This is a genomic window from Pseudomonas sp. MT3, from assembly GCF_054720805.1.
In genome coordinates this window covers 186,728-202,726 of the sequence record NZ_JBTVPY010000003.1, presented here as the reverse complement: position 1 = coordinate 202,726, position 15,999 = coordinate 186,728, and the positions used below count along the sequence as shown (strand labels likewise).

The 15,999-nt window shown below is 66.7% G+C and carries 17 protein-coding genes; 9 read left to right on the top strand and 8 right to left on the bottom strand.

All coding sequences use genetic code 11. The features are described 5' to 3' along the window. Position 1: 1 nt before the first annotated feature. The 3 genes from ACYCAX_RS04440 to ACYCAX_RS04430 are packed head-to-tail and all read left to right on the top strand — an operon-like array spanning position 2 to position 2,159. Positions 2 to 316 (top strand): DUF3649 domain-containing protein, encoded by a 315-nt coding sequence (locus tag ACYCAX_RS04440; RefSeq protein ID WP_460247481.1) that lies wholly within the window; start codon positions 2 to 4, stop codon positions 314 to 316. Further along, positions 313 to 1,836 (top strand): PepSY-associated TM helix domain-containing protein, encoded by a 1,524-nt coding sequence (locus ACYCAX_RS04435; protein ID WP_294972641.1) that lies wholly within the window; start codon positions 313 to 315, stop codon positions 1,834 to 1,836. Before ACYCAX_RS04440 ends, ACYCAX_RS04435 begins: the two co-directional genes overlap by 4 nt. After that, on the top strand, positions 1,836 to 2,159 hold the full coding sequence (locus ACYCAX_RS04430; protein ID WP_015478630.1) for a DUF3325 domain-containing protein: 324 nt from the start codon (positions 1,836 to 1,838) through the stop codon (positions 2,157 to 2,159). Before ACYCAX_RS04435 ends, ACYCAX_RS04430 begins: the two co-directional genes overlap by 1 nt. Positions 2,160 to 2,236: 77 nt before the next feature. On the opposite strand, the gene ACYCAX_RS04425 is transcribed toward ACYCAX_RS04430, so the two are convergent. Beyond that, a complete protein-coding gene (locus ACYCAX_RS04425) occupies positions 2,237 to 3,112 on the bottom strand; it encodes an AraC family transcriptional regulator (protein WP_015478629.1) in 876 nt (291 codons plus the stop codon). 136 nt (positions 3,113 to 3,248) lie between these two features. Here ACYCAX_RS04425 and ACYCAX_RS04420 point away from each other — a divergent pair, with 136 nt between their 5' ends. Together ACYCAX_RS04420 and ACYCAX_RS04415 are read left to right on the top strand one after the other, a co-directional pair. After that, a complete protein-coding gene (locus tag ACYCAX_RS04420) occupies positions 3,249 to 4,142 on the top strand; it encodes a DMT family transporter (protein WP_294972645.1) in 894 nt (297 codons plus the stop codon). 447 nt (positions 4,143 to 4,589) lie between these two features. Continuing rightward, on the top strand, positions 4,590 to 5,894 hold the full coding sequence (locus ACYCAX_RS04415) for a Wzz/FepE/Etk N-terminal domain-containing protein (RefSeq protein ID WP_294972647.1): 1,305 nt from the start codon (positions 4,590 to 4,592) through the stop codon (positions 5,892 to 5,894). Between the two features lie 187 nt (positions 5,895 to 6,081). On the opposite strand, the gene ACYCAX_RS04410 is transcribed toward ACYCAX_RS04415, so the two are convergent. Together ACYCAX_RS04410 and ACYCAX_RS04405 are read right to left on the bottom strand one after the other, a co-directional pair. After that, positions 6,082 to 7,056, bottom strand: coding sequence for a 2-hydroxyacid dehydrogenase (locus tag ACYCAX_RS04410; protein WP_294972649.1), 975 nt, complete (start codon positions 7,054 to 7,056; stop codon positions 6,082 to 6,084). A gap of 300 nt (positions 7,057 to 7,356) precedes the next feature. Further along, on the bottom strand, positions 7,357 to 8,292 hold the full coding sequence (locus ACYCAX_RS04405) for a LysR family transcriptional regulator (protein ID WP_015478625.1): 936 nt from the start codon (positions 8,290 to 8,292) through the stop codon (positions 7,357 to 7,359). 190 nt (positions 8,293 to 8,482) lie between these two features. Between ACYCAX_RS04405 and ACYCAX_RS04400 the strand changes: the two genes are divergently transcribed. Genes ACYCAX_RS04400 through ACYCAX_RS04385 form a run of 4 tightly spaced genes read left to right on the top strand, consistent with a single transcriptional unit; the run spans position 8,483 to position 13,309 of the window. Then, positions 8,483 to 9,991: an efflux transporter outer membrane subunit gene (locus ACYCAX_RS04400; RefSeq protein WP_460247480.1), complete on the top strand. Its 1,509-nt coding sequence runs from the start codon at positions 8,483 to 8,485 to the stop codon at positions 9,989 to 9,991. 1 nt (position 9,992) lies between these two features. Beyond that, the gene (locus ACYCAX_RS04395; RefSeq protein ID WP_015478623.1) at positions 9,993 to 12,188 is read left to right on the top strand and encodes an FUSC family protein; all 2,196 of its coding nucleotides are present in this window, start codon (positions 9,993 to 9,995) and stop codon (positions 12,186 to 12,188) included. 1 nt (position 12,189) lies between these two features. Beyond that, on the top strand, positions 12,190 to 12,390 hold the full coding sequence (locus tag ACYCAX_RS04390) for a DUF1656 domain-containing protein (RefSeq protein ID WP_041712708.1): 201 nt from the start codon (positions 12,190 to 12,192) through the stop codon (positions 12,388 to 12,390). Between the two features lie 13 nt (positions 12,391 to 12,403). Further along, entirely contained in the window at positions 12,404 to 13,309 is a 906-nt protein-coding gene (locus ACYCAX_RS04385; RefSeq protein WP_015478621.1) for an efflux RND transporter periplasmic adaptor subunit, read from the top strand. A 212-nt stretch (positions 13,310 to 13,521) separates the two neighbouring features. On the opposite strand, the gene ACYCAX_RS04380 is transcribed toward ACYCAX_RS04385, so the two are convergent. The 5 genes from ACYCAX_RS04380 to ACYCAX_RS04360 form a co-directional block, all read right to left on the bottom strand. Further along, positions 13,522 to 13,773: a hypothetical protein gene (locus ACYCAX_RS04380; protein WP_015478620.1), complete on the bottom strand. Its 252-nt coding sequence runs from the start codon at positions 13,771 to 13,773 to the stop codon at positions 13,522 to 13,524. A gap of 31 nt (positions 13,774 to 13,804) precedes the next feature. After that, positions 13,805 to 13,939: a hypothetical protein gene (locus ACYCAX_RS04375; RefSeq protein ID WP_269078250.1), complete on the bottom strand. Its 135-nt coding sequence runs from the start codon at positions 13,937 to 13,939 to the stop codon at positions 13,805 to 13,807. A gap of 74 nt (positions 13,940 to 14,013) precedes the next feature. Next, positions 14,014 to 14,679, bottom strand: a complete 666-nt coding sequence (locus ACYCAX_RS04370) for a tyrosine-protein phosphatase (protein ID WP_460247479.1) — start codon at positions 14,677 to 14,679, stop codon at positions 14,014 to 14,016. 84 nt (positions 14,680 to 14,763) lie between these two features. Then, entirely contained in the window at positions 14,764 to 15,150 is a 387-nt protein-coding gene (locus ACYCAX_RS04365; protein WP_015478618.1) for a hypothetical protein, read from the bottom strand. Further along, on the bottom strand, positions 15,150 to 15,980 hold the full coding sequence (locus tag ACYCAX_RS04360; RefSeq protein ID WP_015478617.1) for an SDR family oxidoreductase: 831 nt from the start codon (positions 15,978 to 15,980) through the stop codon (positions 15,150 to 15,152). Before ACYCAX_RS04360 ends, ACYCAX_RS04365 begins: the two co-directional genes overlap by 1 nt. Between the last annotated feature and the right edge of the window lie 19 nt (positions 15,981 to 15,999).

The following is a 15,999-nucleotide window of genomic DNA, read 5'->3' as shown; positions in this document are numbered from 1 at the left end:
CATGTCTGCTTCCCCGCGCGCCCGACGCATGACCGGCGCCCAGGCCGGCGCCGTCACCGCACGTATCCTGAGCGCCGCGGTCGGTGGCTACGCCCTGGCCTATGCCGCCACCGCCTTCCTCAGCGTCTACCTGCCGATGGAGCGTCCCGACCGCGTGTCCTTTGCCAGCCTGGCCAGCTTCTTCGTCTGGGTCGCCACGATCCTCTACGTCTTCGCCGCTCGCAGCGCCTGGCGCGCAACCTGGGTGCCGCTGGCGCTGAGCCTGCTGCTGGGGCTGGCGGCCTTCCTCCCCGGCGGTTACGGGGTGCGTCCATGAGCCTGCGCCAATCCATGTCCGGCCTGCACACCTGGAGCGGGCTGCTGATCAGCTGGATTCTGTTCGTGGTGCTGTTCTCCGGCACCCTGTCGGTGTTCGACAAGGAGCTCACCCGCTGGATGACGCCGCAGTTGCTCCCGCTGGAGCGGGTGAGCGTCGGCACCGACCAGGTGCGCGACCTGCTCGTCGAGCGCGCGCCCGACGCCCACGGCTACTGGATGCTCCCGCCCACCGAGCGTATGCCGTACTGGACCGCGGGTTGGGAGCCGGCGGATTTCAGCGCGTTCCAGTCCTTCCGGGTGGACGCCCGGCAAGGCGAGGTGCTGCCGGAAACCGTGGGTGGCAACTTCTTCCTCGAACTGCATTACGAACTGCATGGCGGGATGCTCGGCCTCTATGTGGTCGGCGTCGCGGGCCTGTTCATGCTGGTGGCGCTGGTCAGTGGAGTGATCGTGCACCGGCGCATCTTCAAGGACTTCTTCACCCTGCGGCCCAGCGCGGCCAGGCAGCGCGCCTGGCTCGACGCGCATAACGTACTGGGCGTGCTCGGCCTGCCGTTCCACCTGATGATGGCCTACACGGGGCTGGCGATTTTCATCACCTTCTACATGACCGCGGGAATCAAGGCCGCCTACCAGGACGATGCGGAACACTTCTTCCATGACGTCCAGGGCGCCTTCGACCGCGAGGCGCTGGGCAAGCCGGCCAAGCCTCCGAAGTCCATCGACCGCATGCTCGTGAAGGCGCGCGAGGCCTGGGGCGACGACAGTCAGGTGGGCTGGATCAGCATCGAGAACCCCAACGATGCGGCGGCGATGGTACAGGTACGCCGGGCCATCGACCGTGGCATGGTGAATGACCAGCGCACCGTGTCGTTCGACGCCGGCAGCGGGGCGCTGCTGCATGTGCAGAAGCCCTACAAGCCGGGCTACCAGACCTATGCGTGGCTGACCGGCCTGCACATGGCGCAGTTCGGCAACGATCTGCTGCGGGTGATGTATTTCGCCCTCGGCCTGTTGGGCTGCGCGATGGTCTTCGGTGGCCTGCAGGTCTGGGTGAGCAAGCGCGAGACGCGGGGGCATCGGGGCGTGGCGTGGGTGCGGGTGCTCAATGGCGCGGTGTGCGGCGGGCTGCCGCTGGCCTCGCTGGGGCTGCTGGCGGCGTCACGCCTGCTGCCCGCCGGGATGGTCGGACGCGGGCGCTGGGAGGCGACGGCATTCGTGGTGGCCTGGCTGCTGGCGCTGGCCCATGCCCTGTGGCGTCGCGGTGGTCGTGGCATGGCCCGTGAGCAGCTCGGCGCGCTGGCCGCCTTGGCGCTGCTGCTATCGCTGCTCGGCCTGTCCGGTCCCGAGCCCGGTCGGCTGACGGCACGGATCGCCGAAGGCGACTGGCTGATGGCCGGCGTCGACCTCGGCCTGCTGGTGATCGGCGTGGGCTGTGGGTTCCTGGCCTGGCGAGTGGGGCGCGAAGGCGCCGAGCCGGCGCGCGTGCGTCGCGCCCGTACCGAGGAGTACGCCTGATGCTGCTGGTGTTCGGTCTCAACCTGCTGGCGCTGGCCGCCGCCTGCCTTTCGCTGGCGCGCCATCATCGCGAGCTGTTCGGCAGCGCGCCGTCGGCTTTCCGCGTGCGCCTGTCACGGGGCGTCGCGCTACTGGATGGGACGTTGGCGCTGGCTTATGCGATTCGCCGGATGGGGGCGGAATTGGGCATCGTCTACTGGGCGTGCCTGCTGATGATCGCGGGCGCCGCGCTCGTCCTGCTGCTGGCCTGGCGGCCGCGCTGGGCATTGCCGACGGCTGCTGCCATGCCGCTGATCGGGGGCGTGGTGGCGGTGCTGGGCTGACGCCCGGGATTGTAGGGGCGAGCATGCTCGCGAGCCTTGATTGACGCCGGCCTTGCCGGCGGATCGCGTTCCAGCCCTTAACGCTCGAACGCCAACCGAAATTCCCCCGGCGTTCCGCCCACCACCGAGCGGAACCGATTGGCAAAATGGCTGGCGCTGGAGAACCCGCACGCCAGGGCCACCTGGGCGAGCGGCTGGCGGGTATCGCGCAGCAGGCGTTGCGCCAGGGCCACGCGGCGGGCCAGCACGTACTGGTGCGGCGGCATGCCGAAACTCTCGCGGAACATCCGCGCGAAATGGTATTCCGACAGTGCCGTCTGCATCGCCAGCTCGCCCAGCGACAGCGGCTGGTCCAGGCGCTGCTCGATATAGTCGGCCACCCGCCGGCGCATCGCCGGCGCCAGCCCGCCCTTCAAACGCAGCCCTTCACGCAGGCCAACCTGATTCAGCAGCAGATGATCGATCAGGTCATGGGCCAGCGTGCTGGTGCGGATGCGTTCGCCCGGCTCGTGCCAGTCCAGCTTCACCAACTGGCGGAAGCGCGCGGCCTGCTGCGGGTCGTCGAGGAAGGTGCGTTCATGCAGTTGCAGCTCGCGCGGCTCGCGGTCGAGCAGGCGAATACAGCCCAGGGCGAACTGCTCCTGGCCGATGTACAGGTGCGCCAGGCGGATGTCGCCGTTGACGATCCACGCCGACTCGGCGCCGGCGGGCATCACGCACAGCTTGTCCGGCGCGCCCTTGGTGCCGGGGGCACCGCGGCGGAAGGTGCCGGTGCCGTCGTTCAGGTAGCAGGACAGGGTGTGATGGCTGGGCGCGTGGTAGTCGCGAGCGTCGTGACTGTTGCTCCAGATGGCCGCCGATAGCCCGTCGCCCAGCTCCGCGCAACGCTCCAGGCGGGCGTTTGGCGATGCGTTCATCGACTGGAAGACTTCGAGCTGTTGAATGGCGGGCATGGGCGTTCCTCTGTTGCGCCTCACTCTACTCGCGCGAGCGCGCGTTGCCAGCCCGGTTGTCGCAATAAGCGCAAGAATCTGCAAGCCGGCGCCGGAGGAGGGCGGGAGACTGTTCATCTATCATCCGGAGGCCGCCATGAACCTGTCGCTCTACCTGCTCACCGTGCTCATCTGGGGCACCACCTGGATCGCCATCAAGCTGCAGGTCGGCGTGGTCGCCATTCCGCTGTCCATCGCCTACCGCTTCAGCCTGGCGGCGCTGGTGCTGTTCGTCCTGCTGCTGGCGTCACGCCGCTTGCAGCCGCTGGGACGGCGCGGCCAGGCGATCTGCCTGGCCCAGGGGGGGTGTCTGTTCTGCGTGAACTTCCTGTGCTTCTACACCGCCAGCCAGTGGATCCCCAGCGGGCTGATCGCCGTGGTGTTCTCCACCGCGACCCTGTGGAACGCGCTCAATGCGCGGCTCTTCTTCAACCAGCGCATCGCCCCCAACGTGCTGGGCGGGGGTGCCCTGGGGCTGGCCGGGCTGGTGCTGCTGTTCTGGCCGGAGCTGTCCAGCCACGGCGCCGGGCGTGAGACATACTACGGATTGGGCCTGGCCCTGGCCGGCACCCTGTGTTTCTCCGCCGGCAACCTGCTTTCCAGCCTGCAGCAGAAGGCCGGCCTGCGCCCGCTCAGCACCAACGCCTGGGGCATGCTCTACGGTTCGCTGATCCTGCTGGGGATCTGCGTGGTGCAAGGCGTGCCGCTGACTTTCGATGGCAGCCCGCAGTACGTTGGTTCGCTGCTGTACCTGGCAATCCCCGGTTCGGTGATCGGCTTCACCGCCTACCTGACCCTGGTCGGGCGCATGGGACCGGAGCGCGCCGCCTATTGCACCGTGCTGTTCCCGGTGGTGGCGCTGAATGTCTCGGCGTTCGTCGAGGGCTACCAGTGGACGCTGCCGGCGCTGGCCGGACTGGGGCTGGTGATGGCGGGCAACGTGCTGGTGTTCCGCAAGCCCAAACCCGTTCTGCAGCCGATGCGGGTGTGATGGCGGTGTAGGACCGGAGGGCACCCGGCTCCGGCTCGCGAACCGCCGACGGCTCCGGGCGCCTCGAACCTGTTTGCAGTTGTGGAGCAGACGCCGGTACGCAAACCATCGGCCGCCTTTCACCGAGGCGACGCCTCGGCAGGCCAGTGCCACCCAGCCTGGGGCTGCCCGCCAGTGATGAGGCGAGGGCGAGTTTCCCCGTCCTCTCCGCTATCAATCGAATGCCCTGATTACGTTCTGTCGATCCGACCGTCCGGATAGGTCGCGCCCGGCTGTACCTGGCTTCTTGCAGATATCGCTCTCTCGATTTTGCCTGCGACAAGATGTGATATTGCTCTTGAGTGTCATATCGCTATCATGTCGCCCGGCGACCTTTTGCCTCTGGAAAAGTTCCGTTGGCTCGGTTGGTCGTATTGACGCAACTGATTATGCAAGGACGCTTACGCAATGAATGCCCCTCTTCCCCCAACCCGCAGAAGTGACGAAATCGATCTTATCGCCCTGTGTGGTTCCCTTTGGGCATACAAGTTCCTGATCCTGGGGGTCACGTTTTTCATCGTCGCTTGTTCCGCGCTGTACGCCACGCTGGCGACGCCTGTATATCAGGTGGAAAGCGTGCTTCGACCCATAGCGCTCAAGGACCTCGATGGGCTCAATGAAACCAAGCTCATGGAGCTTAGCCCCGCCAAGGCATTGAGTCAGGTGGGTGTGGCGCTGGAGTCCTACAGCGTTCGTTTGCAGTTCTTCCGTGATAATCCGGAGTTGGCGGCTGCACTGCGGGTTGGTGACGAGCCGCTTGAGCAGATGCTCGAGCGACTGAACAGGGACGGATTTACCGTGCTGCGCCCGGACCTGAAGAAGGTGCCGGCCAGTTCACCCTTTGTGGGATTGCGCTTTCTCTTCCCGGCTGGAGTCGACGGCGTTGCGATCGTCAACGGGTTGATAGAGGCTGCGGTGCAGCGGGAGCGTCAACGAATCCAGGATGATTTCAACGTTCTCCTGGCCAATCGCCTGACACGCGTCGAGAGGCAGATCGCGGTCCAGCGAGCAGCCTATGACACCAGTAAGGAAGCCAAGATAGCGGCCCTTCTGGAAGCCGATAGTCTCCGGACAATTCAGCTTACGGACGAACTCAAAGCGCTTCGCCAGCAGTTGCAGGTTCGGCGGCAAAATCGCATCAAGCAGCTCAATGAGGCGATTCAGATTGCCGAGCGACTGCATATTTCCAAGCCGACCACGCCTTCTGCCCTGGGCGACAACAATCGGGAAATACAGGGAAGCATCTTCCGGACCGAGGTCACCAATCAGCAGATACCGCTCTATTTCATGGGGGTGGAAGCCTTGGAGGCTGAGCGATCTGCCCTGATTGCCCGGCAATCGGATGACTTTTCCGAACCCCGGGTTTCCGAGATCCAGAAACAGCTGGCGCTGCTCTCCCATAACCGGGAGGTCGAGGTGCTGCGGGGGCGCGCGAACGACGAGCTGTTTCTTGCGAATCTTGCCGCGCTCACCGAGCAGAGGGCTAGATTGGAGCACCTGAGTGTCGATTTCTCGCAATTGCAGTTGGTTCAGCTCGATCAGTCCGCTACCGAGCCTTCGGCGCCGGTGCGGCCTCGCAAGATGCTGATCATGGCTCTCGGCCTGTTCCTTGGCTTGGCGCTCGGTGTGGGTGCCGCGCTTGTGGCCGTAGTCAGAAGGGGACAGCCGATAGTTCGCGAGGAACGAGCGCTGGTTCTGAACTACTCCAGCTGATGCCTGCTCGATTGCGGCCTCTTTTTGCTGCATAGGGGTAGCCATCGTCCGGGCTTCAGACGGCGCCGGGCTGAAGATCCTGTGCTCTGAAAGGGCTGCAAGTGAAGTACGCTGCGGCTCGGCGATCTGCCTGGCGCGCAGCCAGGGGGAGCCCAGGTACGCATTTTCCCGGAGAGGCGGCTATTGATCAGCCTTTCCAGGCCTGCGGGTTGACCAGGTTCTTCGGCCGCTCGCCGCGCAGCGCGGTCTCGAAGTTGTCCAGCGCACACTCGGCCATCGCGCGGCGGGTGTCGAAGGTGGCGGAGCCGATGTGCGGCAGGGTCACGGCGTTGGGCAGGGCGAACAGCGGCGATTCGGCCAGCGGCTCCTTCTCGTAGACGTCCAGGCCGGCGGCGAGGATGCGTTTTTCCTGCAGCGCTTCCACCAGCGCGGCTTCGTCGATCACCTGGCCACGGGCAATGTTCACCAGGATGGCGCTGGGCTTCATCAGCTCCAGCTCGCGCTTGCCGATCAGCTTGCGGGTCTGCTCCGACAGCGGCACCACCACGCAGAGGAAATCCGCTTCGCCCAGCAGTTCGTCGAACCCGCAGAAGCGCGCGCCCAGTGCCTGCTCCAGTTCCGGCTTGCGGCTGTTGCCGTGGTAGAGCACGTCCATGTCGAAGCCGAAGCGGCCGCGTCGGGCGATGGCGGCGCCGATGCGGCCAAGGCCGAGGATGCCGAGCTTCTTGCCGTACACGTCGACGCCGAACTGCGGGGTATCCACGGTGCGTTTCCATTGCCCGGCCTTGGTCCAGGCGTCCAGCTCGGCGGTGCGTCGGGCGGTGGCCATGATCAGCGCAAAGCCCAGGTCCGCGGTGGTTTCGGTGAGCACGTCGGGAGTGTTGGTCAGCGGGATGCCGCGCTGGTTCAGGTAGGCAAGGTCGTAGTTGTCGTAGCCCACCGAGACGCTGGAGATCACCTCCAGCTGGCCGGCCTGGGCCAGTTGCTTCTCGCCCAGCGGGCGGCCCACGCCGATCATGCCGTGGGTGGTCGGCAGGGCGGCGGCCAGTTGCGCGTCGACGTCGCCCAGCCTGGGGTCGAGCACGCTGACATTGAACTGGCTGCGCAGGCGGTCGAGGTGTTCCGGGGCAAGGCGGCTGAAGACGAAGACGTTCTTTTTCATGGCGCTCGGACGGCTGGGGATCAATGAAGGGGCTAACCCTATCACTGCGGGGACGGGGCGGGGCAAGGCCGACTTGCACGTCGGGCGGTTATCGAACGGCTGGGTTGCTCTTGTAGGAGCGAGCTTGCTCGCGAAAGGATTTCTCGGCGACCTCGGTGCAATGCGGTTCGCGAGCAAGCTCGCTCCTACACGGGGCGGAAAATTAAGGCGCGGGAGATTGGGAGTTGCGGGCAAGTTCACTCACACCGGGGTCAGGAGTTACATCGAGCGAACTTGCCCGCAAACGCGGGGAAACGGCGCTCAGGAGGCGACGTTGGCGAGGCCGGCGCCATCGGCCAGGAGTACGCCGGGCAGGTTTTCGCGCAGGTAGGCGACCCAGGTCTTGATCTTCGCGTCCAGGTACTGCCGCGACGGGTACAGCGCGTAGACGTTCAATTGTTGCAGCTTGTAGTGCGGCAATACGCGCACCAGCGAACCGTCGCGCAGGCCGTCGATGGCCGAGTAGACGGGCAGGGCGCCGATGCCCATGCCGTAGGTGATGGCTTCGGTCATGGCATCGCCGACGTTCACCTGGAAGGGGGAATGGCCGAGGGTGACCATTTCCTGGCCGTTCGGGCCGTCGAACAGCCACTTGTCCAGCGGCAACACGGGGCTGAGCAGGCGCAGGCAGTCGTGGTCGATCAGGTCCGAGGGCGTCTTCGGCGCGCCGCGCCGGGTCAGGTACTCGGGCGAGGCGCAGAGAATGCTGTGGGTCTCGCCGATACGCTGGGACACCAGGCCCGAGTCCGGCAGTTCGGAGGCGACCACGATGGCCACGTCGAAGCCTTCGTCGAGCAGGTCGGGCACGCGGTTGGCCATCGTCAGCTCGAAGGTCACTTCCGGGTGCAACTGGCGGTAGTGGGCGATGGCGCGGATCACGTAGTGCTGGCCGATCCCGGTCATCGAATGCACACGCAGGCGGCCGGCGGGACGGGCGTGAGCGTCGCTGGCCTCGGCCTCGGCCTCCTCGACATAGGCGAGGATCTGCTCGCAGCGCAGCAGGTAGCGCTGGCCGGCCTCGGTCAGGGCGATGCGCCGGGTGGTGCGGTTGAGCAGGCGGGTCTGGAGGTGCGATTCGAGATTGGCCACGGCGCGCGAAACGTAGGCGGTGGTGGTGTTCAACTGCTGCGCGGCGGCGGTGAAGCTGCCGGTTTCCGCGACGCAGGCAAACGCACGCATGGTCTGCAGTGTGTCCATTGGGGCCTCGTCAGTAGTAGCGGTGTATTGTCACACGGATGAAGACACATATTGTTTCATTATCGGTAACAAACAATCGCATTTCAGCCGGCTTATCCGTTCCCTTCCGCATCCCTAAAATTCAATCGCTGCCATTGGCTTTGGCAGCTACCCTTCGCTGATTGCCCGATCATTTTCCAGGATCCTCACCGTGTCGCGTCACCTCGTGAAAGGACTGACGTTCGTCGGCTCCTTTGTCATTTTTTCAACAATCGCCGGATGTATCAGTACCCAAGGCATCGCCCCGCAGGAACAACGCCTGGGTGACGCCGAGCTGGCTACCGACGCCGCCATCGCACACGCCAACCGGGAAGCCGGCTGGCCGGCGGAGCAATGGTGGCGGGCCTATGGCGACCCGCAGTTGAATGCCTGGGTGAAGACCGCGCAGGAGGGCAGCCCGACCCTGGCGCAGGCCGAGGCACGGGTGCGCATGGCCCTGTCGATGGCCGGCATCGCCGAGTCCGCCGAGTCGCCGCAGGTCAGCGCCGATGCCTCGCTGACCCGCCACCGCTGGCCGACCGACTACTTCTACGGTCCGGGCGACCTGGCCGACACCACCACCTTCAACAACAATGCCGCCCTGGGTTTCAGCTACTCGCTGGACCTCTGGGGCCGCGAGCGCAGCAACACCGAGCGCTACCTGGACATCGCCAAGATGACCGCCGCCGAAGCGCGCATGGCCCAGCTGGAGCTGGAGAGCAACATCGTCCGCGCCTATATCCAGCTGTCGCTGCAGTACGCCGAACTGGACATCGGCAAGGCCATGCTCAAGCAGCAGGAAGGCATCCTGGCCCTGGCCCAGCGCCGCCTGGCCGGCGGCATCGGCACCCATTTCGAAGTCAGCCAGGCGGAAACCCCGCTGCCGGAAACCGAGCGCAAGATCGAGTCGGTGGATGAGGCCATCCAGCTGACCCGCAACCAGATCGCCGCCCTGGCCGGCAAGGGGCCCGGAGCGGGCGCTTCGATCCAGCGTCCGAGCCTGAAGCTCGCCGAAGGGCCAGGCCTGCCCAGCAAGCTGCCGATGGAACTGCTGGGCCACCGCCCGGACGTGGTCGCCAGCCGCTGGAAGGTCGCCGCGCAAGCCAAGGGCGTGGACGTCGCCCGCGCCGAGTTCTACCCCAACGTCGACCTGGTCGCCAGTATCGGCTACAGCGCGGTGGGCGGCGGTGTGCTGGAGTTCCTCAACGCCGAGAAATTCACCTACGGCGTCGGCCCGGCCATCTCCCTGCCGATCTTCGACGGCGGCCGCCGGCGCTCGCAGCTCGGCCAGGAGTCGGCCGGTTACGACGCCGCCGTGGCGCAGTACAACCAGACCCTGGTCAACGCCCTCAAGGGCATCTCCGACCAGTTGATCCGCATGCACTCGATGGAGCTGCAGCAGGGCTTCGCCGAGAAGTCCGTGGCCTCCGCCCAGCGTACCTACGACATTGCCACCAAGGCCTACCGTGGCGGCCTGACCGATTACCTCAACGTGCTCAACGCGCAGAGCCGCCTGTTCCAGCAACAACTGGTGGAGCAGCGGGTGCGCGCCGCGCGCCTGGCTATCCATGCCGGCCTGGTGGTCGCCCTGGGCGGCGGCCTGATGGACGTTCAGGAAGGACCGAAGGATTCGAAGATGGTCCCGGAAACCGTCGACGTCCGCGCGGTCAGCGAGCGCTGAGATGGCGGGCGACAACTACACCTCGTCCGCCCGCCCGGCAGCGCCGCTCGACGCCCTGCGTCGCGCGCTGCTGGAGTGGGGGCGCAGCGACGGCGTCAGCTGGATCTACATCGCCAAGGTGCTGCTCGCCGCGTTGCTGACCCTGTGGCTGGCGATGCGCCTGGAACTGCCGCAGCCGAGCACGGCGACCATCACTGTGTTCATCGTCATGCAGCCGCAGAGCGGCCAGGTGTTCGCCAAGAGTTTCTACCGGATCATCGGCAGCCTGATCGGCCTCTCCGTGATGGTCGCGCTGATCGCCATCTTCGCCCAGGAGCGGGTGCTGTTCCTGCTCGTCTCGGCGCTGTGGATCGGCCTGTGCACCGTCGGCGCCGCGCGCTACCGCGACTTCCGCTCCTACGCCTGCGTGCTCGCCGGCTACACCGCCACGCTGATCGGCCTGCCCGCCACCCTGCATCCGGAAGCGGCCTTCATGTCGGCCATCTGGCGGGTGCTGGAAATCAGCCTCGGCATTCTCTGTTCCACGGTGGTCAGCGCCACGCTGTTCCCGCAGACCTCCAGCACCGCCATGCGCAGCGCGCTGTACCAGCGTTTCGGTGCCTTCGCCGGCTTCGTCCTGGACAATCTCGGCGGCGGCGAACGGCCCAGGTTCGAAGCCGCCAACGTGGCCTTCGCCGCCGAGGCCGTGGGCCTGGAAGCGCTGCGCAGCGCCACCCGTTTCGAAGACCCGCACATGCGCCTGCGTTCCGGTCGCCTGTCGCGCCTGAACAACGAGTTCATGGTCCTCACCACCCGCTACAACGCGCTGCACCAACTGCTCTCGCGCCTGCGCGTGCAGGAAGCCGAGGCGGTGCTGCGCGCCCTGCAGCCGTGCCTGGACGAACTGGCCCAGGTGCTCGCGCCGTGGCGTGGCCAGTCGGTGACCGACCGTGACGCCGAGCACCTCGCCGCGCAACTGGAAAGCCACCGCTCGCGGATGATGCAGCGCATCCGCTCCGGCCGTGCGCAACTGCTGGCCGAACAGGACGAAGCGTCCGCGCTGCTGGACTACAACACCGCCGGCGAGCTGCTCTACCGCCTGGCCGACGACCTCTACAACTACGCCCTGACCCACGCCTCCCTGGCCGCCCACAAGCACGAGCGGGAGAACTGGAAGCACGGCTTCTCGCCCAAGGCCAACCTGGTCGCCTCGCTGGTGGCCGGCGGGCGCACCGCGCTGATGGTGCTGGTGTTCGGCCTGTTCTGGATCGAGACCGCCTGGCCCAGCGGCAGCACCTTCGTGCTCAACGCCGCCGCCGTCGCCGCGCTGGTCTCGGCAGCGCCGGACCCGGCGAAGATGGCCATGCAGATGGCCGTGGGTACTTTCTTCGCGGCGATCCTGGGTTTTTCCGAAACCTTCTTCGTGTTCCCGCACCTGGACGGCTTCGCCCTGCTGGCCTTCGCCCTGGCACCGGTGTTCGCGGCGGGCGCGTTCCTCTCGACCAAGCCCAAGTACGCCGGCTACGGCCTGGGCCTGCTGGTGTTCTTCAGCTTCGGCGCGATCCCGGCGAACCTCACGGTCTACGATCCGGGCCGCATGCTCAACGAGTACATTGCCCTGGTGCTCTCGCAGAGCCTGGCCGCGCTGGTCGTCGCGGTGATCATGCCGCCCACCAGCGCCTGGCTGTGGCGCCGCCTGGAGAAGGACCTGCGCCTGCGCGTGGTGGAAGCCATCAGCGGCAAGCTCGACGGCCTCGTCTCGTCCTTCGAGAGCGGCACCCGCGACCTGCTCAACCAGGCCTATGGCTTGGCCGCGCGCAGCCCGCGGATGCAGCGTCGCCTGTTGCGCTGGACCTTCGTGGTGCTGGAGATCGGCCACGCGATCATCGAGTTGCGCGTGGAGCAGGAGGCGTTGCCCGATGAGCCCTGCTACGCCGAATCGATGCCCTGGCGCCAGGCCATCCGCGCCCTGGGCCGTGCGCTGATCCGCCTGTTCGTGCAGCCTGGCGAGGCCAATCGTGAGCGCGCCCTGGCCGCCGTGGAGCAGGCCATCGACTGCGTGAAGAACACCGACGAGCCGCGCGCCCCGGACTTCGAGAGCTCGCCGCTGCGCCGTGTGCTCAGCTACCTGCACTTCATCCGCAGCAGCCTGCTCGACCCGCAGTCGCCGCTGCGCGATGCCCCAATGCCTTCAGGAAAAGCCATCCATGTTGCCTGACCTGCCCCGCGAGATCGCGTTCCACGGGGTCTACATGCCGACCCTGACCCTGATGTTCATCGTCGCCGCGGTGATCTGCTGGGGTATCGACCGGATCTTCGCCTCCATCGGCCTGTACCGCTACACCTGGCACCCGGCGCTGTTCCGCGTGTGCCTGTTCGCCTGCCTGTTCGGCGGGCTGTCCTTGACCATCTACAGATAACGAGCGTGCATCGATGACTCTCAAATCCATCATCAGCCTGCTGGCGACCCTGATCATCCTGGCGGTCGCCGCGTTGATCGGCCGCGCCCTCTGGGTGAACTACATGGATACGCCCTGGACCCGCGACGGCCGGGTGCGCGCCGACATCATCAACGTCGCCGCCGACGTTTCCGGCGTGGTGGTGGACGTGCCGGTGCGCGATAACCAGCAGGTGAAGAAAGGCGACCTGCTGATGCAGATCGACCCGGACCATTACCGCATCGCCGTGAAGCAGGCCGAAGCCCTGGTCGCCTCGCGCAAGGCCACCCTGCAGATGCGCCAGCTCAACGCCAAGCGCCGCCGCGCGATGGACGAGGAAGTGGTCTCCCGCGAGAGCCTGGATGACGCCAGCAACACCGCCGCCGCTTCCGAGGCCGACTACCAGCAGGCCCTGGCCACGCTGGATGCCGCCAGGCTGAACCTGGAGCGCACTCAGGTGCGCGCCTCGGTGGACGGCTACGTGACCAACCTCAACGTGCACCGTGGCGACTACGCCCGCGTCGGCGAGGCGAAAATGGCCGTGGTCGACGAGAACTCCTACTGGATCTACGGCTACTTCGAAGAGACCAAGCTGCCGCACATCCGCGTCGGCGACCCGGCCGAGCTGCAACTGATGAGCGGCGAGCGCCTGAAGGGCCACGTCGAAAGCATCGCCCGCGCCATCTACGACCGCGACAACCCGGAAAGCCGCGAGCTGGTGGCCGACGTCAACCCGACCTTCAACTGGGTGCGCCTGGCCCAGCGCGTGCCGGTGCGCATCCATATCGACGAAGTGCCGGATGGCGTGCTGCTGGCGGCGGGGATTACCGCGACCGTGATCGTCAATCCGCAGAGCCGTAACGCGGAGCGCTCCGACGGGGCGGCTGCGACGGCGCAGTGATCCGATCGGGTGAGTGGAAACGGGAGCTTCGGCTCCCGTTTTCGTTTGCGGCAATGCAGCGGGAATCTCCGCCACTTGCCCTCATCCCAACCCCGGCTGCGCGTCCCGCTCTGCGGGAGAGGCTTTGGCTCTTCGTAGGAGCGAGCTTGCTCGCGAACAGGCACCGCAGCGGAATCGGTTCGCGAGCAAGCTCGCTCCTACAAAAAAGCCGGTCATCCCCGGGAGGCTTTACTCCGGCGGTTCTTGTAACTGCCGCGAATGTTCATCGCCGCCAGGCACAACTGCAGCAACACCAGCGCATAGGCCTGGGCTGGAATACCCCAGGCGATCCACAGCGCGTTGCTGGCGAGGAATACCCAGAAGCCGATCTCGCGGCGCTTGCGCTCGCGGGAGCCGACCAGCCAGGCGGCGAGGACGGTGACCAGCATGGCGGGCCATTGCAGCAGGTCGATCAGCTCGTTCATCGGTGGTCGGGCTCGGGCGGTTGTCCTGAACTCAGACCAGCCCCGGCGCGGCAAAGTGCGGGCGAACCGGATAGCCATCGAGCAGCGCATGGGTCTTCTCCGGGGACAGCCCGGCATGGTCGATGCAGCGGGTGTGGGTGACGTCGCGCAAGCGGGGGGAGGTCATGGCGAGCCTGTCGAGCGGGTGGGAGATTTTCCTAACCTACCGCACTCGCAGGCATCTGGCGTGATCGGCGGGGATCAGTGGCCGGGGTGTGGCGCACGCGTTTCGCTGAAGGTGCTCACCAGCCATTCCCTGAGGTGGCAGCTGGAGAACGCGGTGGTGCTGCAGTCGCCGCTGGCCAGGGCCTGGCGCAGCCTGCCCACGTCGGCCTTCTGCACGTAGGCGATGGCGTCCTGCATGTCATCTTCGGCGCCGAAGCCGCCCTGGACCATTTCCTTCAGCGCGTCTTCCTTGCTCCAGCCTTCGACCACGGTGCGGTACATGGCCGCGAACAGGCCGGTGCGATCGCGCCCGTGCTTGCAGTGCATCAGCACCGGCCCCTGCAATTCGGCCTGCTGGAGGATGCGCAGGACTTTCAGCACGTCGGCGTCGTCGACGCGATCGGCATGGCTCGGGAAGCTCACGGCAGTGATCGGCTGGTTGCCGATCCAGGCCTTGTCGTCTTCCTTGATGAAGCTGACCACGGTCTTCACCTTCAGTTGTGCCAGCACCGGCAGGTCCTGGCCGTCGGGCAGGGCGCTGCGGTAGAGGGTCGGCGACATCTGGTAGAGGTTGAACGACTTGTCCACCGGCTTGGCCCAGTCGGCCTGCGTCTCGCCGGCGGCGAGGGCGGAGAGGCTGGACAGGCTGGCGATCAGGGCGACGACGCCAGCGGTGGCGCGCAGGATGCTGGGGAAGGGCATGGGCACTCCTCGAAAGGTCGCGCAACCATAGGCCGCGTCGAGTGGTGCCTGAATGAAATGAGCGTGAAGAAAATGTGAAGCGGCTCAGCGGGCGTCGTGCGGCAGGAAGCGCGCCAGCACGCCCGGTCGGAAGAACCACCAGACGCTGAGCGGGTAGCACAGGTAGTTGAGGCCATAGAGCAGCAACGCGGCGGGGCTCGGTGTGTTCTTCCAGGCCGCCAGCCCGACCAGGACCAGGTAGAGCACGGCCAGGCCGCCGCCATAGAGCGCGGTGAGCCGCCAGCGCTCGCCGGTTTCGGCCAGGCGCTTGTGCCGCCGGGCGAACCAGAAGGCCATGAGCGCGGCGATCAGCGCCGCCACCAGCAGGGTCGCCGGCACTCCCCCGACCCGCAGCAAGCCGCGCGCCACCACGTTGAGGATGAAGGCGGCGAGGATGCCGGCCAGGGCGAGGTAGCGGACCTGGTATGTCATCAGAGTTGTCCATCGAGGCCGAAGCGCTTCTTCAGCACCTTGTCCAGCATCCCGGTGGGCAGCCAGCGGGCAAGCAGGGGCAGGGCTCGGCTGCCGTGGCCGATGCGCACCAGGCGCGGGCGCGGCGAGCGCTGTACGGCGGCCAGCAGCTCGCGGGCGAAGTCGCTGGCCGGGGTGGGTTTGTCCTGGGAGGCAGCGGCACGCGCCTGGATGAAGCGGCGCAGCGGCCACCAGGCGGAATCTTCGCTGACCACCGCTGCCATCTCGCGGCTGGCGTTGGCGGCAAAACGGGAGGCGATGGCGCCGGGCTGCACTTCCAGCACTCCGATGCCGAAGGGCGCCAGCTCCAGGCGCAGCGCGTCGTTCAGCGCATGCACCGCCGCCTTCGACGCGCAGTAGGCGCCGGCGAAGGGGGTGACCAGCACGCCGGACACGCTGCCGACGTTCACCACCAGCCCGCGCCGTGCGCGCAACGCCGGGAACAGCGCGCGGGTCACGCCGACCACGGCGAATACGTTGGTCTCGAACTGTTTGCGGATCGCCTGGCTGCCGCCGTCCAGCAGTGGTCCCATAGCGCCGTAGCCGGCGTTGTTGATCAGCACGTCCAGGCCGCCGGCTTCGCGCTGCAGTTGCTCGGCGAGGCGCTCGATGGCGGGTTCGTCGTTGACGTCCAGCAGCACGCCCCGGAAGCCGGCCTGGTCCAGGGCGGCGACGTCCTCGTCGCGGCGGGCGCTGGCCCAGACCTGGTAACCGGCATTCTGGAAGGCATCGGCGAGGGCGCGGCCGATGCCGCTGGAACATCCGGTGATGAGCGCGACGGGCTGGGGCATGGTCTGGCAGTCCTTGGGC